We start from the raw sequence: 18,266 nt of genomic DNA, 5'->3' as shown, positions 1-18,266 counted from the left end.
CTACGGCAACTGGAGCTTGCCCAGCAATTCCGCGAGTTCTTCCCGCTTCTGGCTGGACGGAGCGGTCTCCAGCACCATGGCTGCTTCCGGGCGGGCTTCATCGATGCGCCCCAGTGCGTGCAGCGCTGTCGCCTTGACAAGGCGCAGCAGCCATTCGGACGCGATCCCTTTGGCCAGGGAGGGTTCGATCACTTGCAGTGCCTCTTGTGGTCGCTGCTGGCCCAGCAGGTGGTCGGCCAGGAAATATCGCGCGATGACCACTCCTATGCTTCCTTCTGCCGCACCTTGGCCCAATGTGACGCTCAATGACAGCTCCAACTGGTTGCGTGCCTGCGGAAAGCGACCCAATTCCGACAGCACGGTCGCGAGCTCACCATGGTAGTCCGGCAAACGGTAGTGGCTGGGGTCTGCCAGGGTAAGGCTCTGCTCGTAGAGTGGGATGGCTTCTGCGCCCTTGCCGGACTGCCACAGGTCGAAAGCCTGGCTTGCGAGGCGTGATGCACGGGCTTGATCGATCATTGCGAAGTTCCAGAGTCTGCAAGTGGAAAGACTCAGCCATGCTACCAGTGCGCGCCTGTAAGGCAGGTCTTGCCTGCCCCGGTCAGGCGGGATGTGCGTGTGCTCGCTGCATGTGATCCGCGTCGAGGTGTGTGCTCCGCTCCACCAGCGCATCCACCACCACCGCCCCCTCACCCACCGCACCCACCAGCACCGGGTTGAGGTCCATCGAGGCGATGGCCCCGTTCGCGCCCGCCATCACCGCGCCCACGGCCACGGCCACATGTGCCAGGGCGGTTACGTCCAGCGGCGGGTCGCCGCGCACGCCGGCGAGCAGGGGGGCGATGCGCAGCGTGCGCAGGGCATCGTGCACATCCTGCGTGCTGAAGGGGGGCAGCAGCACGGCACAATCCTGCAGCGCTTCGACGTTCTTGCCCCCGTCGCCCACCACCACCACGGGGCCGAAGACAGGGTCGTGCCGCGCGCCGACCATGAACTCGTGCCGGCCGCGGCGCATGGCGGCGATGACGACGCCGTCGCGCGCCGCGCCCAGGGTGCCCATCTTGTGCCAGAAGCGGTCGAAGCACTCTGCGGCCTCGTCGGCGCTTTGCAGGTTCAGGGCCACCAAGCCGTGCTCGGATTTGTGCGGGATGTCGGGCGAGCAGGCCTTGGCGACCGCGGGGGCGCCGATGGCGGCGAAGGCCTCGCGCGCCTGCTGTGCGCTGGACACCAGCCGCAGCGGCACGGTGGGCACGCCATGGCGTGCCAGCAGGGCCAGGCTGTCCACCTCGTTCATGAAGCCTGCGGGGCCTGCGGGCAGCGCCACCTTCACGGGCGGCAGCGCAGGCGCACGGGGCTTGCGCATCAGCGCGGTGTGGTCGGCCAGTTGGGCCAGCACGCCCAGGGCCTGGGCTTCGTTGGCATAGGTGGCGATGCCCTGGGCGCGAAAGGGGGCGGCCACGCTGTCCTGCCAGGCGGCCACGGCCACGGGTTTGCCGGTGGCGGCCTCGAAGGCGGCGGTGTCGCGCGCGAAGGCGTCCACGTCGTAGCCCGCGCCGGCCACGGGGATGTTGATGAAGAACAGGTCGGCAGCCGGGTCCTGGGCCACGGCGGGCAGCACGTCGCCGAACAGGCCGCTGTTGCTGAGCAGCGCGGCCGTGATGTCGATGGGGTTGGTGGTGGTGGCAAAGCCGGGCAGTTTGGCGGCCACGGCGGCCTGGGTGGCGGGTGCCAGCGCGGCCAGGGGTAGGCCCACGTCGTCGGCCGCGTCAGCCCCCATGACGCAGCTGGCGCCGGAGTTGCTGATGACCACCAGGCGCCGCCCGGCGGGGCGCCAGCCCTTGAGGTAGGCCTCGGCCGCCAGGGCCTGGGCATGCGGGTCGCGCACGCGCCAGATGCCGTGGTGGCGGAAGAAGGCGTCCACCGTGCGGTCTTCGTTGGCAAGCGAGCCGGTGTGGGAGGAGGCGGCCTTTTGCCCGCCCGCCGTGCGCCCGGCCTTGACGGCGATGATGGGCAGGTCGCGCTCGCGTGCGTAGGCGGCGGTGGCGGCCAGCAGCTCGGGCTGGGCGATGTTCTCCAGGTACAGGAGCAGCAGGCGCACATCGGGGTCGTGGGCCACGGCCCAGGCCAGCTCGCCCACGGTGACGTCGGCTTCGTTGCCGGTGGCGTGCACGTGGCGCACGCCCAGGCCGCGCCCGCGCAGCAGGCCGTAGGCCATGGCGCTCATGCCGCCGCTCTGGCTGACGATGCCCACGGGGCCGTCCTGCGGCGGGACCTCGATGAACATGGTGGAAAAGCCCGCAATGGCCCCGGTACCGAAGTTGGCCAGGCCCTGCGTATTGGGGCCGAACAGGCGCATGCCGGCCGCACGCGCCGTGGCCACCATCTGCCGCTGCACGGCCGCGCCCTCGGGCCCCGTTTCGCCAAAGCCCGAGGCGATGACCACGGCGGCCTGCACGCCGCGGGCCGCGCAATCCTCCACCGCCGCCGCGGCCGTGTCGCCAGCGACCACCACCAGGGCCAGCTCGGGCACCTCGGGCAGGGCCGCCAGGCTGGCGTAGCTTGGCAGGCCCTGGATCGTTTCGCGCTGCGGGTTGATGGGGTAGATGCGGCCGGCAAAGCCGTGGCGCTGCATGTAGTGGATGGGGCGGCCCCCGATCTTGTGGATGTTGTCGGACGCGCCGATGATGGCCACGGACTGGGGGTTGAGGGCGCAGGAGAGCAGGGAGGGGGACATGGCGTGGTGAGTGACGAATGAACGAAATGGGATGAGCCCGTCTTTACAGCGCTGGTTCAGAGCGGCTCACAAAGCTCAGCGCAGCGGTTCTGGCTAGGCGCTGCGTCGCAGGCAGTACCAGCGGTACGACAAGACGCAGCAACGACGCCAGAAGAGCTTTTTGAGTCGCTAACTAGTCGACGGTGGCACCGGAGGTCTTCACGACCTTGGCCCATTTGTCCACTTCGGCCTGCATGAAGGCGCGGTAGTCGGCGGGGCTGTTCCACATGGGGGTGAAGCCCTGGGCCTCGAAGCGCTGCTTCACGTCGGGGCTCTCCAGCACCTTCTTGAGTTCGGCATTGAGCTTGGCGACCACGGGCGCGGGTGTGCCGGCGGGGGCGAGAAGGCCGTTCCAGGCGATGGCCTCGTAGCCGGGCAGGCCGCCTTCGGCGACGGTGGGCACATCGGGCGCCACGGGCGAGCGCTGGGCGCTGGTGACGGCCAGCGCCTTGAGCTTGCCGGCCTTCACGTGCGGCATGGCCGACAGCATGGTGTCGAACATCAGGTCGGTCTGCCCGGCCATCACGTCGGTGAGCGCGGGGGCGCTGCCCTTGTAGGGCACATGCGCCATCTTCACACCGGCCATGGCGCTGAACAGCTCGGCCGACAGGTGGGTGGACTGGCCGTTGCCCGAGGAGCCGAAGTTGAGCCCCCCGCTCTTGGACTTGGCCAGCGCGATCAGCTCCTTGACGTTGTTGGCCGGCAGCGCCGGGTGGGCGACGATGACCAGGGGGCCCGCTGTGAGCTGCGAGATAGGCGCGAAGTCCTTCATGAGCTGGTAGCTGAGCTTGCTGAACAGCGAGGGGTTGATGGCATGCGCGGTGGTGGCCACCACCAGGGTGTAGCCGTCGGGCGTGCTGCGGGCCACGGCCTCGGCGCCGGGGTTGCCGCCCGCGCCGGGGCGGTTCTCGACCACAAAGGGCTGGCCCAGCGCGTCCTGCAGCTTCTGCGCCACCACGCGGGCCACGATGTCGGTGGGGCCGCCCGGCGGGTAGGGCACGACGAGCTTGACGGGCTTGTCGGGGTAGGGCGTTGCCTGGGCCCAGGCAGCCGGGGCGCTGCCCAGCAGGGCAAGGACCAGCAGGCCGGTGAGGTGGCGGCGGCGGGCGGTGCTCGGTGCTTTCATTGCTTGTCTCCTGGATGGTTTTGGTTGGCAATGCGAGAACAGGAAGCGAGAACGTCAGTGATTCAGGGCGGGGCAAAGCGCACCAGGGTGCGGCCGTTGTGGGTGAAGAAGCCCGCGCACACGACGTCGCCGATGCGCACGCCGGGCGCGGCGTGGGCCATGAGGCGCGGGCCTTCGTCGAGCTGCACCAGCACCAGGGTGTAGGGCGCAAGGGGGCGGAACTCGTCCGACGGGGCGCGGGCCACCACCGTCACGGCACGCACCGTGCCGGTGCCAACTGCGTCGTGCCAGGCCAGCACGCCATGGCCGCAGTGCGGGCAGGCATAGCGCGCCAGGGTCAGCGCCGTGCCGCAGGCCATGCAGCGCTGGTAGCGGATGAGGCCCTGGGCCAGGCCCTCGGTGAAGGGGGCGGCGAGGGCTTGTTGGGTGACGGATTCGCTCATGCGGCCTCCCGCGAGAGGATGAGGCTGACGTGGGACGACATCACGCCCCCATCGGCATGCACGAAGGCGTGGCGCGGCGGTGCCGGCAGCTGGCGCGTGCCGGCCTGGCCCGCCATCTGGCGCCAGGCTTCGGCCACATGGGCCATGCCGCCGGCCACGCCGCAGTGGCCGAAGGAGAGCAGCCCCCCATGCGTGTTGAGCGGCAGCACGCCGGTGGGAGAGAAGTCGCCCGCGCGCACCCGCGCCGCCGCGCCGCCGCGCGGGGCGAAGCCGATCTCTTCGAGCAGCATGGCCAGGGTGATGGTGAACGAGTCGTAGATGCCCAGGTAGTCCACATCGGCCAGGGCCAGGCCGGCTTCGGCGAACGCCTGCTGCGCGGCCTGGCCCGCGCCGCACTGCATCACATCGGCCATGGCCGTGAGGTGCTGGTGGCGGTGCGCCTGGCCGGTGCCGGCAATGGCGATGCGCGCGTGTTCGCCCGGTTCGGTCGACACCACCATAGCCATGGCGCCGTCCGATATGGGGCAGCAGTCGAGCAGGCCCAGGGGCGCGGCGATGGGCTTGGCGGCCAGCACCTCGGCCACGGTGATGGGGGTGCGCAGGTGCGCGTCGGGGTGGCGCGCGGCGTTGCTGCGCATGAGCACGGCCAGCTCGGCCAGATCGGCCTGCGTGGTGCCGGTGCGGTGCAGGTATTCCGATGCCAGCAGGCCGTAGTAGGCGGGCACCGAGGCACCGTTGGGCACCTCATAGTCCGCATCGCCCACCTGCGCCAGGGTCTGGATGGCGCTGTCGCGCGACTGGCCGCTGAGCCGGTTCTCGCCGGCCACTACCAGCACATGGCGGCAGCGGCCCGCGCGCACCAGTTCGCGCGCCAGATCCAGCATGGCTGCGCCCGAGGCCCCGCCCAGCTGCAGGCTGTGCGCGTAGCGGGGCTGCAGGGCAAAGCGCTCGCTGAACAGGGTAGAGAGCATCAGGTGCGGCAGCGTGGTGGCGTAGCCGCAGAGCAGGCCGTCGATGTCGCTGCGGCGCAGTTGGGCGCCATTGAGCGCCTGGGTGGCTGCCCGGGCCATCAGATCCAGGGCGCTGTGCCCTTCGTGCCGGCCAAAGGGCGTGTTGCCCACGGCGCGGATATAGGCCGTGGCGGGGTGGGTGGTGTTGGTCATGCGGCAGCGGCCTTGGTGCGGCGGACGATGGTGGGCGTGGGGCGCAGGGCCTCGGCCCAGCGCACCTGGCACACCGTGGCTTCGCGGCGCAGGGCCTGGGCCAGGGCGGCTTCGCGGGTGAGGATGCGGTCACTCAGCGCGGCAATGCTCAGGGCGGCCACGGGCCGGCCGTCGGGGTCGAAAATCGGCGTGGCAATGCCGCCCATGCGCTCCACCACCACGTCGAGCAGCACCACGTGGCCGCGCTCGCGCGCCTGGGCAATGTGCTCGTGCAGCAGGGCCATGGTGATGCGCGGGTAGCGTGCGGGCAGCTGCGTGGCCAGTATCTCCAGCGCGGCTTCGCGCTCGGCATCGGGCATGAAGGCCAGCAGCGCCAGGCTGCCCGCGCCGGCCCCCAGCGGCCGGCGGCTGCCCACGCGCAGGTAGTTGGCGCGGATGGGGTAGGTGCCTTCTTCCACAGCGATGCACAGCGACTCCACGCCGCTGGGGATGGAGAGCACGGCGCTGTCTTCGAACAGGCCGGTCAGCCGCAGCAGGCTGGGCTGGGCCAGCTGGCGTGGGTCGAAGCGGCGCAGCGCGGCCGCCCCCAGCACCATGAGTTCGGGGCCCAGCGAGAACTGCTTGCTCTGCGCATCGCGCGCCACGAAACCGTCGCGTGCCATGGCATCGAGCAGGCGCAGCGCGGTGGCCTTGTCCAGGCCGGCGGCGGTGGCAATGTCGGTCAGCCGGGTGCTGCCGCCTTCGGACATGACGCGCAGCACGCGCATGGCACGCTCGACCGAGGAGGTGCTGGCACCGTGCGGGTCGCGGGTGACGACGGATCGGGGGCGTTTTGCGGCAGGGGGCATGGCAGCTTTTCTTGTTTCTTGGAGTGAAACGGTGCGGCTGCCTGCAATCTAGGGATTGCCATTCCTCCCGTCAAAGCCTTGCTTCAAAGTTTTGGTGGGTAAAACTTTCACAGAGGCGGGTGCGGGTTAACCCGGTGCGGGGATGCCTGGAACGCGGCGGTGCATCACCCCACCGGCCGCTTGATGACAAAGCCCCGCTCCACATCCCCGTTGAAGCCCAGCTTTTCGTAGAGGCGATGGGCTTGCGGGCGCTGGGCGCCTGACAGCAGCACCACCTTGCAGCAGCCAAGCCGCCAGGCCTCGTCCGTGGCAAACGCCAGGCAGGCCTCGCCCAGACCCAGGCGGCGGGCCGCCGATGCGGTGACCACATGCTCGATGAAGCCGATGGGGCGGCCCTCGCTGGCGAGATTGGCCACCAGTGCCAGCATGCAGGTGGCGGCTACCTGGCCTTCGTGCTCGCACACCGCGATGAGAGAGTGGGGGCTGTCGTGCACGCTACTCCACAGTGCTGCAGCCCGATCCGGGGCCAGCGGGGGATCGTGCGGCCGCAGTTCGCGGTACAGGGCGAGCACGGCATCCCTGTCGGACTCGATGGCGCGGCGGGCGATCATTGGGGGCTCCTGGTGGGCTGGCTGCCCGACTGTAGTGGCTGGGGCGTGCCATCATCCGCGTATCTCCGAAAAGCGGCCATGGCGCATTCCCACTTCCAGCTTCCGTTTCGCAACGTGCAACTGCACGGAACCACCACCCACAGCCCGTCCCACAGTGCACCACGCACCCTGGCCCTGCATGGCGGCGGCGCTTCGTCGCGCCTGGGTTACCAGCCCCTGCTGGACTGGCTGGCCGAACACGGCCACGCCAGTGTGGCCTTCGACTTTGCAGGGCAGGGCGAGAGCACGGGCCGCATGGCCGATTCGGGCCTGCGCGACCGGGCGCAGCAGGCCCTGGCGGTGGTGGATTTTCTTGGCATGCGCCGGCCGGTGTCGCTGATCGCCTCCAGCATGGGCGGGCACATCGCATGCTCGCTGATCGAGGCCCTGGCCCCGCCTGCGCTGGTGCTGTACTGCCCGGCGGCCTATGAGGCGGCGGCGCTGGACGTGCCCTTCGGGCCCGCGTTCCAGCAAGTGATCCGCGCGACGAGCGACTTTGCCTCGTCACCCGCTTTCGATGCGCTCGAACGCTTCGAAGGCCGCCTGCTGCTGGTGCTGGGCGCCGAGGATGCAGTGATCCCTCGGCAGGTGGAAGAGGAATACTGCAGCCGTGCCCGCAGGGCGCGCAGCGTGGAGGTGCTGCGCCTGGCGGGTGCGGGCCACCACCTGCATGCCTGGCTCCAGCAGCGGCCGGCGGAGTTCGACCGGGTGGCGCAGCGCGTGCGCGCCACGCTGCAAGGGCTTGGCTGACGGGGGTGCTGCCCCCCAAATTCCCGTCAACGGCTGCGGCTTAGCACCCCCGCGGCGAAAACGTCCACCATGCGGTCGATGTGCTGCTCCAGCGGTAGTCGCGCGAACCACGGGTCGTCGCCCAGCGTGATGCGCAGCGAGGTCGCGCCGTGCAGCGCCTCCCACACCAGCTGGGCCGTGGTTTCGATGTCGGCCTGTGCGGGCGGCGGGCCGCCCGCCTCGCGCAGCAGGCCGTCGGCCAGCGTGCGCGCCAGGGCATAGGCGTCCTCGCTCGGGTTGCCGAATTCGATCGATGAGTCTTCCACCGGCGAGGCGGGCCGGGCTTCCATGAACATCAGCCGGTAGGACTGCGGGTGCGCCACGCCGAAGGCCGCGTAGGCACGCGCGACCTTGCGCAGCGCGTCGCGCGCGTCGCTGGCCTGCGCCAGTGCCTGCTGCAGGTGGCGCGAAAAGCGCTTGAGGTCGTCGTCCACCGCCTGGGCGATCAAGGCCGCCTTGTCGGGAAACAGCGCGTAGACCACCGTGGTGGACACCCCCACCACCTCGGCCACGGCGCGCATCGTGACGGCCTGCGCACCGCCCTTGCGCAGCAGCTTGCGCGCGGCGGCCAGCAGGTCGCGCCGGCGTGCCTGCATTTCCGTGTCGCGGCGGCTCGCACGCGGCGGAGCGGGAGGGGCCTCGCCCTGCACGGGGTCGGGAGAACTTGTCATGCGGCCGATTGTGCAATGTGCGCTCTCGCCCCGCGGGGATATCCCTTGCGGGCTGGGCTGGCAATCGCAAGCAACGGGAACGGCACGGGGGTGTAAACCCTGAAATAAAACAATGTTTTTTTTGAGATCATTGTTTTTCAAATGATCCAAACCATGTTTCTTCGCATCCCGCTTTCTGTGTTCCCGGCCTGCCGGGGTGCGCTGGCCGTCGCCTTTGCGCTGGCCCTGGCCGGCTGCGGGGGGCCTGCCGCTCCGGGCCCCGCGGACGAGGCCCGCGCCGCCCAGTTGCGCCCGCGCGATGCGGCGCTGGCCGAGAAGTACGAGCGCTCGTGCATGGTGTGCCACACGCAGGCCGCGGCCCAGGCCCCGCTGACGGGTTTTGCGCCCGCCTGGCAGCCGCGCCTGAAGCAGGGCATGGACACCCTCGTGCGCCACGCAGAGCAGGGCCTGGGCGGCATGCCGGCGCGCGGGCTGTGCGCCGACTGCACGGCGAGCGATCTGCGCGCGCTGATCCAGTTCATGGCCCAGTAGCCCTTCTCCCTCAGCTCCCCTCCTTGCCCATGACACATCCCCTCGATTCCCTGCGCCGGCGCGGCGCCGCCTCGCGCCGTTTGCTGCTGCGTGCGGGCGCCGGCAGCGCCTTGGGTGCGGCCTTGTGGCCCGGCCTGGCGCGCGCCCAGGCGCCTGCGGCTGCCGCCGCTGCGGTGGCCTCTGCGTCCCCGGCCGCGCCCGCCCCCTGGCGCAACTGGTCGGGCTTGCAGCAATGCCAGCCCCGGCGCCACTTCGTGCCGGCCAACGAGGCCGAGCTGGCCCAGGCCCTGCGCGATGCCCCCGCAGGTACCACGCTGCGCAGCGTGGGCGCGGGCCATTCGTTCACGCCGCTGGTGCCCACCGACCAGTGGCTGGTGTCGCTCGACCGCCTTTCGGGCGTGGCGCGTGCGCCGGTGGCGGGTGCCGCGCTGGTACAGGGGGGTACGCGCCTTTCCGTGGTATCGCGCCAGCTCGACGCGCTGGGCCTGGCCTTGCCCAACCTGCCCGACATCGACGTGCAGAGCTACGCCGGGGCCATCAGCACGGGGACGCACGGCACGGGGCGCGAGCTGCCTGCGCTGCACGCCGAGGTGCAGGCGCTGCGCCTGGTCACGGCGCGCGGCGAGGTGGTCGAATGCAGCGCCAGCAAGAACCCCGAGCTGCTGGCGGCCGCGCGCGTGTCGCTGGGCAGCTTGGGCGTCATCACCCAGGCCCAGGTGCGTGTGGTGCCCGCCTACAACCTGCATCGCCATGTCTGGCTGGAGCCCGCGATGCAACTGCTGGAGCGGGCGCCCGAACTGGCGCGCAAGCACCGCAACTTCGAGTTCTACTACCTGCCCTTCACGGGCTATGCGGCGGGCATCACGCACGATGTGGACACCAGCGCCGAGGTGCTCACCGTGCAGGCGGCGGACGAGGACGTCCTGCGCGACCTGCGCCGCCTGCGCGACTGGCTGGGTTTTTCGCCCGCGCTGCGGCGCAAGGTGGCGGGCTGGCTGATCGACCCGAAGCAGACCGAGGACGCACGCAACCGCGCCTGGCGCCTGCTGGCCACGCAGCGGCCCACGCGGTTCAACGAGACCGAGTACCACGTGCCCGCCGAGGCCGGCCTGGCCTGCGTGAAGGAGGTGATCGCCGCGCTGGAGAAGCGCAGCGAGGTGTTCTTTCCGCTCGAGTTCCGCTTCGTCGCCGCCGATGACGCCTGGCTCAGCCCTTTCTACCAGCGCGCAAGCTGCTCCATCGCCGTGCACGCGGCGGCCGACGAGGCGCACGACTACCTGCTCAGCGAGATCGGCCCGATCTTCCAGCGCCATGGCGGCCGCCCGCACTGGGGCAAGCTGCACAGCCTGGGCGCGGCGCAGCTGGCCACGCTGTACCCCCGTTTCAAGGACTTCCAGGCGCTGCGCCGGGACATGGACCCCGAGGGGCGTTTGCTCAATCCGCACCTGCGCAGCCTGTTGGGAGTCACGGCATGACCACCACCACCACCCGCCGCAAATGGCTTATCGGCACGGGCGTTGTCGCCGTGGCCGCCATGGCGATGCGCCCGTCGGAGCGCGGCGCGCCACACGATGCGTACTTCGCAGCGCTGGCGCGCGCGCTGCGCCGCTCCGGCCGCGCGACCGACGCCACCACCCCGGTGCTGGTGATCGACCGTGACCGCCTGCAGGCCAATCTGCGCCAGGTGCTGGCCCTCAAGGCGCAGGGCATGCCGCTGCGTGTGGTGGCCAAGTCGCTGCCTTCGCTGCCGCTGCTGGAGCTGATCACGCGCGAGGCCGGCACCACGCGGCAGATGGTCTTCAACCTGCCTTACCTGCTGCGCCTGGCCGCCGACATGCCCCGCCACGACCTGCTGCTGGGCAAGCCCCTGCCGGTGGGCGCGGCGCAGGCGTTCTACCAGCAGCATGTGCGTGGCGCGTTCGACCCGGGCCGCCAGCTGCAATGGCTGGTCGACACCCCCGCGCGCCTGGCCGAGTACCGCGAGCTGGCGCGCGCGCTGGGCCAGACGCTGCGCGTCAACCTGGAGATCGACGTGGGCCTGCACCGGGGCGGCTTTGCCAGCGCCGAGGCCCTGGGCACTGCCCTGGCGCTGCTGCGCGAGGAGCCGCTGCTGCAGTTCAGCGGCATGATGGGCTACGACCCGCACATCAGCGCCATCCCCGACCTGCCCGGCGCGCGCAGCCGTGCGCAAGCGCATGCCACCAAGGTCTACACGGACTACAAGGCGCAGGCCCAGGCGGCGCTGGCCCAGGTGGGCCGGGCCGATGCGGCGATGCCCCTGACCTGGAATGCCGCCGGCTCGCCCACCTTCCACCTGCACGATGGCAGCGGCGCAGCCAACGAGGTCAGCATCGGCTCGGCCTTCGTCAAGCCGACGGAATTCGACCTTGCGCACCTGGCGGCATGCGAGGCCGCCTGTTTCATCGCCGCACCCGTGCTCAAGAGCGGCGCCTTCGAGCTGCCCACGGGCGTGGAGTGGCTGGGCGGGCTTGCCAAGGCGTGGGACCGCAACCAGCGCCATGGCGTGTTCCTCTACGGCGGGCAGTGGCGCGCCGACCCGGTGTCGCCCGCAGGCCTGGCCACCAGCGGCCTGTACGGGCAGTCGCCCAACCAGCAGGTGCTGGTTGGTTCGGGGCGGCAGGGGCTGTCGCCGGGCGACACCGTGTTCCTGCGCCCGCACAAGAGCGAGGCGATGCTGCAGCAGTTCGGCGACATCGCCGTCGTCGCGGGGGGCGAGGTGGTCGGGCACTGGCCCGTGCTGCTGCCCATGCCCTGAATCCGTTCCCGCTTCGCCTTTTTCCCCAACCCCTCCAGATACCGATACACAACAAAGGAGACAACATGCGATACCCCCTCACCCTGGCCGCCTGCCTGGCCGCGTGCGTGGCCTTGCCCACGCACGCGGCCAACGCAAGGGATGCCCATGGCACCTGGCTCAGCGCCGACCAGGGCGCCATCGTCGAATTCAAGGAGTGTGCCGACGCAGCTGGTGTGCTGTGCGGGCAGATCGTCTGGGACAAGGACGCGGGCACCGCGGCGGATGCCTGCGGCGTGCGCATCGCCAGGCTCAAGCGCTGGGACGGCGAAGCCTGGCGCGAGGGCTGGGTGCACGACCCGCGCAGCAAGAAAAACTACAAGGGCGTGCTGCGCGCACAGGGCGACAAGCTCAGCCTGCGCGCCTTCGTGGGGGTCGAGGTGCTGGGCGAGACCGAGGAGATGACCCGCGCCGCCGCCCCAGCCCAGCCCTGCCCGCAACGCTGACCCACCCCGAGGAGACCTCCATGCAGAACACCCTCCACCTGTTGGCTCTGGCAGCGCTTGCGGGCGCCAGCGCACTGGCCCAGGCCCAGGCCCAGATGCCCGCTGCGCCAACCCCGGCCGACGATGAGCCCGAGATTGCCAGCTACAGCATCAGCACCACCCTGAAGTTTTCCAGCGACCGCAAGACGCGTGGCATCTCCGATAGCTTCGGGCGGCCCGGCGCGGAGCTGACGGTGGAGCTCGCGCACGAGTCCGGCCTGATCGGCCAGTTCCAGGTTGGCAGCATCAGCCGCGTGAACTACCCTGACAGCAACCGCCTCAACCCCATGCTGGCCGTGGGCTGGCGCGGTGGCGACCCGCGCGCGCTGCACTATGGCGTGGCCGCTGCGCGCGAGTGGTTCCCGCGGGCCAGGGTGGTTGGCGCGCCCACGGGCTTCGATGAGAACTTCGACCCCACCGGCGTGGCCAACACGGGCTTTCACACCAGCTACCTGGTGGGCGAGCTGGGCTGGGGCTACCTCACCGCGCGCTACCTGCATGTGGTGAGCAGGGATTTCCGGGGGGCCAACTCCTCCACCATCTGCCCCAGCTACCTGGCCAGCGACATGGCGGCCGCCATGGACTGCTACGGCCAGGGCATGCGCCACAGCCGGGGCACACAGCTGCTCGACCTCGACCTGGCCTACCCGATCAACGGCAGCACCAAGCTCATCGGCCACCTGGGCTGGCAGAAGGTGCGCAACTTCCGCGGCATGGACACGGTGGACTACCGGCTGGGCCTGGAGCACACGCGCTGGGGCTTCATCTTCGGCGCCGAGGCGGCGGGCGCCACGGTGCGCGACAGCGCGCCCTTCGTGGCCGTGGACGCGGGCGGCACCGCGCGGCGCATGGACAAGACCCGGTTGATCCTCAGCATCGCCAAACGCTTCTGAGCATGAATGGCGGGCAGGCCTGCATCGCACCCGGCTGCGTGCTGCCGCCCGCCGGGCAGGACGCACGCCAAGGCCTATGGCGCCCCGGTGCGTGCCCGCCAGCGCAGGGTGCAGGCCATTGCCAGCGCCGCCAGCACCACGCACGCCGCCGCAGCCGGCCAGCCATGGTGGTCCACCACATTGCCCACCAGCAGCGGGCCCAGGGCCTGGCCCAGGTTGCTGCCCTGCATGAGCAGGCCCACGGCCAGCGCGGCGTGGGCGGGCGTGGCCGTCACCTGCGGCACCGATGACAGCAGGCTGGACGGCACCAGCCCGCCCATGGCCGAGAACACCAGGCACAGCGCAAAGGCGGCCCAGGGGGGCAGCAAGGGCAGGAAGATGCCCAGCGCGCACAGCGCCATCGCGGCGGCAGCGGCCGTGCCCAGCGCCGTGCGCCCCACCCGCGGCAGCAGTGCGCCGGCCGCCAGGTTGCCCACGATGTTGGCCGCGCTGGCCAGTGCCGCGAGCAGGCCCACCGTGCTGGCGCTGACCTGCATGCGCTGCTGCAGCAGCACCGGCAGAAAGCTGAACAGGGCAAAGAACATCAGGCTGTAGAGCAGAAAGGTGGTGGCCAGGGCCAGTGCGGGGCCGCGCCCCAGCTCGGCAATGCGTGCGCGTGGCCCGGCCGGTGCGCCCTGTGCACCCGCGGTGCTGGGCACGGCCCGCAGCACCAGCACCGCGATGAGGCCCGAGCCCAGCGCTGCCGCCATCCACAGGCTGCGCCAGCCGCCGAACCACGGCCCCGTGAGCATGGCCAGTGCGATGCCGCTGGGCATGAAGCAGCTCCACAGTGCCATGGCGCGGCTGCGGTCGGCGGCCTGCACCTGCCGCGCGAGCACGGTGGGCCCGGCCACGGTGATGAGCACAAAGCCCAGCCCTTCGAGCACGCGCGAGGCCAGCAGCATGGCGTAGCTGCCGGAAGATACCGCCAGCAAGGCGCCCAGCAGTGTGGCCACGAGGCCCAGCACGAGCATGCGGCGCGCGCCCGCACGGGCCACCACCGATCCCGCGAGCACGCCGCCGACCGCGCCCAGCATGGCAAAGGTGCCGCCCAGGGCGCCCAGCATGGACAGGCTGAGCCCCAGGCCGGCCTGCAGCTGGGGGCCGGCAATGGCCACCTTGCCCAGGTGGAAGGACGAGGCCACGCCTGCGGCCACCACCACGGCCACGGTGCGCCAGTCGGTCGTTCCCGCCTGGGGCGCTGCTGCCCGGGGCTTCACGCCGCCACCGCCTGGGCCTGCCGCAGTGCGCGCGCAACGTGGGCGACATGGCGGCCCTGGTAGCGGGCGCCCTCCAGCTCATTGGCGCTGGGCTGGCGATCACCGCCGTGGCCATCGTCGGCCAGGGTGCTGGCGCCGTAGGGCGAGCCGCCGGTGATCTCATCCATGCGCAACTGGCCCTTGAAACGGTAGGGCAGGCCCACGATCACCATGCCCAAATGCAGCAGCACCGTATGGGTGGAGAGAATGGTCGACTCCTGCCCGCCATGCTGGCTGCCGGTGGAGGTGAAGACGCTGCCCACTTTTCCGACCAATGCATCGCGTGCCCACAGGCCGCCGGCCTGGTCGAGGAAGTTCTTCATCTGCGCAGCCATGCTGCCGAAGCGCGTGGGGGTGCCGATCACGATGGCGTCGTAGTCGGCCAGTTCGCCCACCGAAGCGACAGGCACATCCGGCATGGCCTGGTAGCCCGCCTTGCGTGCGATGTGCTCTGGCACCAGCTCAGGCACGCGCTTGACCACGGCCTTGGCGCCGCCGCCCAGGCTGCGCACGCCCTCGGCCACGGCGGCAGCCATGGTTGCAATATGGCCGTAGGAGGAATAGTAGAGAACGAGAACCTGGGTCATGGTGGCGCCAACGTCTTTCTTCTGGGGTCGGGATGTAGCCAAGTATCGGCACATGGAGTGATCTGCGGAAGCCATAAAATTAAGGTCATTCTGATCTATGAAACAGATCAAAAAGGCCCTCCATGCTCGACGCCCTCACCCTCGACCAGATCCGCATGTTCGTCACCGTGGCCGAGGCCGGCAGCTTTCGCGCCGGGGCCGCACGCCTGCTGCGCGCCCAGTCGGCCGTGAGCCATGCCATCGCCAACCTCGAGAACCAGCTGGGCGTGGCGGTGTTCGACCGCAGCGGCCACCGCCCGGCGCTGACACCCGCCGGCGCGGCCCTGCTGGAGGACGCGCGCGCCGTGCTGCTCAAGGTGGACTTTCTGCGTGCGCGGGCCCGCGGCCTGGGCGAGGGCGTGGAGACCGAGCTGGCCCTGATGGTGGACACGCTCTACCCGCTGCCCCTGGCGGCCGCCGCGCTGGGCGAGCTGCGCGCGGCCTTGCCCTCCGTTCGATTGCGCATGGCCACCGCGCCGCTGGGCGGCACATTGCAGGCGCTGCGCGACGAGGCCTGCGACCTGGCCATCATGGCGGGCGAGGATTTTCGCGACCCGCGCATCGAGACCGAGGCACTGCAGGCCGTGCCCATCGTGGCGGTGGCCGCGCAGGGCCACCCTCTGGCAAGGCGTGGGCGCGGCAGGCAGGCCCTGGCGGGCGTGGACCTGGCCGACCACCTGCAGATCGTGCTGGAGGACCCGAGCGCGCTGTCCGAAGGGCGCGACTTCGGCGTGCTGTCGCCCCAGACGCTGCGCGTGGGCACCCAGGACGCCAAGCGCGCCCTGATCCTGGCCGGCGTGGGCTGGGGCCGCCTGCCGCACTGGGCCGTGGAGCGCGAGCTGGCCGAGGGGCAACTGCAGCCCCTGCCCGCCACCGCCCTGGGCCCGCAGGGCGTGGCGCAGATGCAGACCTACCTGGCCTGGCGCACCGACCGGGCCTTGGGCGTGGCGGCGCTGGCGTTGCGGGAGGTGTTGCACCGGTTGGCCCGGTAAGGCTCGGGATGCCGTCGCAGGGCAGTACATGGCCGCGGCCGCCATGAACTTGCGCAGCCTGGCCGCGCGGTGGCGCAGATCATGGCGCCGGTGTCTAGGTCGGCTCGGACCGACCCAGCGCCCAGGACTTGCAGCGGTTGTAAACGGCCTCTCCGCCCAAGCGGCTTTTCCATAGTTCGGACTGTTCCACGTCGGGTCTGGACAATTGGCTGAAGAGCACACTGGCACGGGCCTTGTCGCGGGCCTGGCAGGATAACGCTGCATGGTAGTGGCGTTGCCAATTGGCGGGGTAGTGCTTTTCCAGATCGATCAGCGCGGAATCGAGCGTTCGCCAGTCGGTCATCTCGGGCCTGAAGAAGTCTGTGCGCAGATTCGGCGCAAAGTCGAAGGCAGCGAGGTAGACCACGGCATACATGGCAAGACCATCCCGTTGCCCAGACTTCTGGGATGCGAGCACCGCGAGTTCACGCAGTTGGGGAAATGCACCAGAGGTGCCGATGTCCAGCGCCTGCACGATGTCTGCGAAATACAGTCTGCCAGGAATGGACTGCCCCTGCAGGTGCAGCTTCGTGCTTTCCATCACCTGCGAAGGCCCGGCGCCATTCAGCGCCATGAGGCGGATGTAGGCGCTGTGCCATTCAGGATGGTTCTTTCCCCGCTCTTTGAACCTTTCCATCTGCTGGCGCGCATCCGCGATCAGTCTTTCCTGTTCGGCCCAACTGGGCTTTTTCTGGAACCACGAGTCCAGCCATTGAATGGTCAGGCGACCCAGCACGATGGCTGCAGCCATGCTGTCCGGTGAGGCTTTCACCCACTGGCGCGCATGCTCCAGGACGACACTAGGCTGGGAGGTAATCGAGTGTGCCCCCACCACCAATCCGTCAAAGAACTTCTCAACTTCTGTGTAGCCCAAGTCATCGACGTCCTTGATTGCCGTGCTCCTGGCGTGTAACGCCTCGAGTTGGGTGAAGGCGCCGCTTTCCAACAGCTTGTAGCTCTTGAGATATTCCGCCCAGCTTGGCTTAGCCATGCAATTGCCGCTGGCCGCCCAGAGCAGCAAAGCCGCCGCCAGCAGGCGCAGCCCGGTCATTGCGCACCTTCCTGCGACCAGCTTCGGCAGCGCGCGAACTCCGCACGGCTTTCCCAGATCTGGGGAACGATGTCTTGCCCCATCCGCTGGATGGCCTTGGCCGTAGCCTGCTTGTCCTGCGCGGCCACGCAGGACAGCCGGGCATAGGCGTTGAAGTTGACGCTGCTGGGGTAGCGCTGGATCAGATCTTCGAAGCCTGCGCGGATGCGCGGCCAGTTCACGTCGGGCCGGGTAAAGACTGCTGGGCCGTCCGTGGCCAGCCACGAGTAGAGGTTCCAATAGACGCGGGCGTAGAAGGCTTGTCCCTCTTCGGCTTTGGTGTTCTCCACGGCTTGGGCTGCAAGGTCTGCAATTGCCTTGCGGCTTCCGCCCCATTGCGGCATCAACCCCAGTGATATGGCGAAGTAGACGTCGTGGTTTTTGGGAAATGCGGCAATGGCATCCTGCGAAAGCTTTGTGTAGGACTGCCTGTCGATGCCGCTGTACAGCGCAAAGGTCAGGAGTTGCGCCCACCAGTTGGGGTCTTTTCGCCCGAATTCCGCGTGCGTAAACAGGGCGCGCAGGGACTTCTGGTTGAGCTCAAGGAAGGTGCGCATGTCTTCGTCGCGCACGGTGTGGGCATAGCCATCGCCGCGGTGCGCCCAGGCCTGTTGGTTGTAAGCATTGGCCAGCACCATCGCTGCCAGGGTGGACTGGGGGGCCTTTGCCAGCCAATCCTTGGCTTTTTTCTGTTGCGCCGCCCAGGCGGCGTCATAGACACGCGGGCACGGCCCGTCCGACACGTAGCAGCTCTCGGGGCTGAAATGGATGGAGCGTACCAGTCGGTTGGCGCGGAAGACGCCGGATGGAAGACGGGCGTTTTCCTGAAGTTCCTTGGTGTACCAGGCGTCAAGCTCTTCATATTCAGACAATACGAATTTACGCGCGAAGAACTCGCGCAGTCCGGATCGCTCCTCGGCTTCCGTGGATGCGGCACCGTATGCCGGGCAGGTCCAGGCCAATGCGATCAAGGCGGATGCACAGCATCGCGCAATGATTCCGTGTAGTTTCATATTCCCTCTCTCTTTTTGTGG

General features: G+C 69.6%; 19 protein-coding genes. 7 read left to right on the top strand and 12 right to left on the bottom strand.

Annotated features, from left to right (window positions below; all coding sequences use genetic code 11):
- From HNP48_RS31990 to HNP48_RS31960, 7 genes are all read right to left on the bottom strand, one after another.
- The gene (locus HNP48_RS31990; RefSeq protein ID WP_184865065.1) at window positions 1-519 is read right to left on the bottom strand and encodes a tetratricopeptide repeat protein; all 519 of its coding nucleotides are present in this window, start codon (window positions 517-519) and stop codon (window positions 1-3) included.
- An 82-nt stretch (window positions 520-601) separates the two neighbouring features.
- The gene (locus HNP48_RS31985) at window positions 602-2,734 is read right to left on the bottom strand and encodes an acetate--CoA ligase family protein (RefSeq protein WP_184865063.1); all 2,133 of its coding nucleotides are present in this window, start codon (window positions 2,732-2,734) and stop codon (window positions 602-604) included.
- A 172-nt stretch (window positions 2,735-2,906) separates the two neighbouring features.
- Window positions 2,907-3,899, bottom strand: a complete 993-nt coding sequence (locus tag HNP48_RS31980) for a tripartite tricarboxylate transporter substrate binding protein (protein WP_184865061.1) — start codon at window positions 3,897-3,899, stop codon at window positions 2,907-2,909.
- A 62-nt stretch (window positions 3,900-3,961) separates the two neighbouring features.
- A complete protein-coding gene (locus HNP48_RS31975) occupies window positions 3,962-4,342 on the bottom strand; it encodes a Zn-ribbon domain-containing OB-fold protein (RefSeq protein ID WP_184865059.1) in 381 nt (126 codons plus the stop codon).
- Entirely contained in the window at window positions 4,339-5,505 is a 1,167-nt protein-coding gene (locus HNP48_RS31970) for a thiolase family protein (RefSeq protein WP_184865050.1), read from the bottom strand. The genes HNP48_RS31975 and HNP48_RS31970 overlap by 4 nt, the downstream gene beginning before the upstream one ends.
- Complete coding sequence (locus tag HNP48_RS31965) at window positions 5,502-6,353, bottom strand: IclR family transcriptional regulator (protein WP_184865048.1); 852 nt, start codon at window positions 6,351-6,353, stop codon at window positions 5,502-5,504. The genes HNP48_RS31970 and HNP48_RS31965 overlap by 4 nt, the downstream gene beginning before the upstream one ends.
- A 164-nt stretch (window positions 6,354-6,517) precedes the next feature.
- Window positions 6,518-6,964 carry a GNAT family N-acetyltransferase gene (locus HNP48_RS31960; RefSeq protein WP_184865046.1) on the bottom strand — a complete coding sequence of 149 codons (447 nt, stop codon included), beginning with the start codon at window positions 6,962-6,964 and terminating at the stop codon, window positions 6,518-6,520.
- A gap of 78 nt (window positions 6,965-7,042) precedes the next feature.
- Between HNP48_RS31960 and HNP48_RS31955 the strand changes: the two genes are divergently transcribed.
- The gene (locus tag HNP48_RS31955; protein ID WP_184865044.1) at window positions 7,043-7,753 is read left to right on the top strand and encodes an alpha/beta hydrolase; all 711 of its coding nucleotides are present in this window, start codon (window positions 7,043-7,045) and stop codon (window positions 7,751-7,753) included.
- 26 nt (window positions 7,754-7,779) lie between these two features.
- Here HNP48_RS31955 and HNP48_RS31950 read toward each other — a convergent pair whose 3' ends face one another.
- Window positions 7,780-8,463, bottom strand: coding sequence for a TetR/AcrR family transcriptional regulator (locus HNP48_RS31950; protein ID WP_184865042.1), 684 nt, complete (start codon window positions 8,461-8,463; stop codon window positions 7,780-7,782).
- A gap of 153 nt (window positions 8,464-8,616) precedes the next feature.
- On the opposite strand from HNP48_RS31950, the gene HNP48_RS31945 reads away from it, so the two are divergent.
- The 5 genes from HNP48_RS31945 to HNP48_RS31925 all read left to right on the top strand — a co-directional run bounded on the left by HNP48_RS31945 (window position 8,617) and on the right by HNP48_RS31925 (window position 13,187).
- A complete protein-coding gene (locus tag HNP48_RS31945) occupies window positions 8,617-8,994 on the top strand; it encodes a cytochrome c5 family protein (protein WP_184865040.1) in 378 nt (125 codons plus the stop codon).
- A gap of 29 nt (window positions 8,995-9,023) precedes the next feature.
- Entirely contained in the window at window positions 9,024-10,469 is a 1,446-nt protein-coding gene (locus HNP48_RS31940; RefSeq protein ID WP_184865038.1) for a D-arabinono-1,4-lactone oxidase, read from the top strand.
- Window positions 10,466-11,770 carry an alanine racemase gene (locus HNP48_RS31935; RefSeq protein WP_184865036.1) on the top strand — a complete coding sequence of 435 codons (1,305 nt, stop codon included), beginning with the start codon at window positions 10,466-10,468 and terminating at the stop codon, window positions 11,768-11,770. The genes HNP48_RS31940 and HNP48_RS31935 overlap by 4 nt, the downstream gene beginning before the upstream one ends.
- A 65-nt stretch (window positions 11,771-11,835) precedes the next feature.
- On the top strand, window positions 11,836-12,255 hold the full coding sequence (locus HNP48_RS31930) for a DUF2147 domain-containing protein (protein WP_184865034.1): 420 nt from the start codon (window positions 11,836-11,838) through the stop codon (window positions 12,253-12,255).
- Window positions 12,256-12,275: 20 nt separating this feature from the next.
- Window positions 12,276-13,187, top strand: coding sequence for a TorF family putative porin (locus tag HNP48_RS31925; protein ID WP_184865032.1), 912 nt, complete (start codon window positions 12,276-12,278; stop codon window positions 13,185-13,187).
- 74 nt (window positions 13,188-13,261) lie between these two features.
- On the opposite strand, the gene HNP48_RS31920 is transcribed toward HNP48_RS31925, so the two are convergent.
- Both HNP48_RS31920 and wrbA read right to left on the bottom strand, forming a co-directional pair.
- Window positions 13,262-14,446, bottom strand: a complete 1,185-nt coding sequence (locus HNP48_RS31920; RefSeq protein ID WP_184865030.1) for a CynX/NimT family MFS transporter — start codon at window positions 14,444-14,446, stop codon at window positions 13,262-13,264.
- On the bottom strand, window positions 14,443-15,072 hold the full coding sequence (wrbA, locus tag HNP48_RS31915) for an NAD(P)H:quinone oxidoreductase (protein WP_184865028.1): 630 nt from the start codon (window positions 15,070-15,072) through the stop codon (window positions 14,443-14,445). Before wrbA ends, HNP48_RS31920 begins: the two co-directional genes overlap by 4 nt.
- Before the next feature lie 122 nt (window positions 15,073-15,194).
- On the opposite strand from wrbA, the gene HNP48_RS31910 reads away from it, so the two are divergent.
- The gene (locus tag HNP48_RS31910; protein ID WP_184865026.1) at window positions 15,195-16,103 is read left to right on the top strand and encodes a LysR family transcriptional regulator; all 909 of its coding nucleotides are present in this window, start codon (window positions 15,195-15,197) and stop codon (window positions 16,101-16,103) included.
- A 94-nt stretch (window positions 16,104-16,197) separates the two neighbouring features.
- Here HNP48_RS31910 and HNP48_RS31905 read toward each other — a convergent pair whose 3' ends face one another.
- Window positions 16,198-17,193: a hypothetical protein gene (locus HNP48_RS31905; RefSeq protein ID WP_184865024.1), complete on the bottom strand. Its 996-nt coding sequence runs from the start codon at window positions 17,191-17,193 to the stop codon at window positions 16,198-16,200.
- Entirely contained in the window at window positions 17,190-18,245 is a 1,056-nt protein-coding gene (locus HNP48_RS31900) for a hypothetical protein (RefSeq protein ID WP_184865022.1), read from the bottom strand. Before HNP48_RS31900 ends, HNP48_RS31905 begins: the two co-directional genes overlap by 4 nt.
- Between the last annotated feature and the right edge of the window lie 21 nt (window positions 18,246-18,266).

Source organism: Acidovorax soli (assembly GCF_014207955.1).
In the GTDB taxonomy this organism is placed as follows: domain Bacteria; phylum Pseudomonadota; class Gammaproteobacteria; order Burkholderiales; family Burkholderiaceae_C; genus Acidovorax; species Acidovorax soli_A.
This window is presented reverse-complemented; position numbering and strand designations above follow the sequence as displayed.

What these genes read in the sequence shown, in the direction of transcription:
- HNP48_RS31990 (WP_184865065.1), bottom strand. Translation starts at nt 519, where the DNA reads ATGATCGATCAAGCCCGTGCATCACGCCTCGCAAGCCAGGCTTTCGAC.
- HNP48_RS31985 (WP_184865063.1), bottom strand. Translation starts at nt 2,734, where the DNA reads ATGTCCCCCTCCCTGCTCTCCTGCGCCCTCAACCCCCAGTCCGTGGCC.
- HNP48_RS31980 (WP_184865061.1), bottom strand. Translation starts at nt 3,899, where the DNA reads ATGAAAGCACCGAGCACCGCCCGCCGCCGCCACCTCACCGGCCTGCTG.
- HNP48_RS31975 (WP_184865059.1), bottom strand. Translation starts at nt 4,342, where the DNA reads ATGAGCGAATCCGTCACCCAACAAGCCCTCGCCGCCCCCTTCACCGAG.
- HNP48_RS31970 (WP_184865050.1), bottom strand. Translation starts at nt 5,505, where the DNA reads ATGACCAACACCACCCACCCCGCCACGGCCTATATCCGCGCCGTGGGC.
- HNP48_RS31965 (WP_184865048.1), bottom strand. Translation starts at nt 6,353, where the DNA reads ATGCCCCCTGCCGCAAAACGCCCCCGATCCGTCGTCACCCGCGACCCG.
- HNP48_RS31960 (WP_184865046.1), bottom strand. Translation starts at nt 6,964, where the DNA reads ATGATCGCCCGCCGCGCCATCGAGTCCGACAGGGATGCCGTGCTCGCC.
- HNP48_RS31955 (WP_184865044.1), top strand. Translation starts at nt 7,043, where the DNA reads ATGGCGCATTCCCACTTCCAGCTTCCGTTTCGCAACGTGCAACTGCAC.
- HNP48_RS31950 (WP_184865042.1), bottom strand. Translation starts at nt 8,463, where the DNA reads ATGACAAGTTCTCCCGACCCCGTGCAGGGCGAGGCCCCTCCCGCTCCG.
- HNP48_RS31945 (WP_184865040.1), top strand. Translation starts at nt 8,617, where the DNA reads ATGTTTCTTCGCATCCCGCTTTCTGTGTTCCCGGCCTGCCGGGGTGCG.
- HNP48_RS31940 (WP_184865038.1), top strand. Translation starts at nt 9,024, where the DNA reads ATGACACATCCCCTCGATTCCCTGCGCCGGCGCGGCGCCGCCTCGCGC.
- HNP48_RS31935 (WP_184865036.1), top strand. Translation starts at nt 10,466, where the DNA reads ATGACCACCACCACCACCCGCCGCAAATGGCTTATCGGCACGGGCGTT.
- HNP48_RS31930 (WP_184865034.1), top strand. Translation starts at nt 11,836, where the DNA reads ATGCGATACCCCCTCACCCTGGCCGCCTGCCTGGCCGCGTGCGTGGCC.
- HNP48_RS31925 (WP_184865032.1), top strand. Translation starts at nt 12,276, where the DNA reads ATGCAGAACACCCTCCACCTGTTGGCTCTGGCAGCGCTTGCGGGCGCC.
- wrbA (WP_184865028.1), bottom strand. Translation starts at nt 15,072, where the DNA reads ATGACCCAGGTTCTCGTTCTCTACTATTCCTCCTACGGCCATATTGCA.
- HNP48_RS31910 (WP_184865026.1), top strand. Translation starts at nt 15,195, where the DNA reads ATGCTCGACGCCCTCACCCTCGACCAGATCCGCATGTTCGTCACCGTG.
- HNP48_RS31905 (WP_184865024.1), bottom strand. Translation starts at nt 17,193, where the DNA reads ATGACCGGGCTGCGCCTGCTGGCGGCGGCTTTGCTGCTCTGGGCGGCC.
- HNP48_RS31900 (WP_184865022.1), bottom strand. Translation starts at nt 18,245, where the DNA reads ATGAAACTACACGGAATCATTGCGCGATGCTGTGCATCCGCCTTGATC.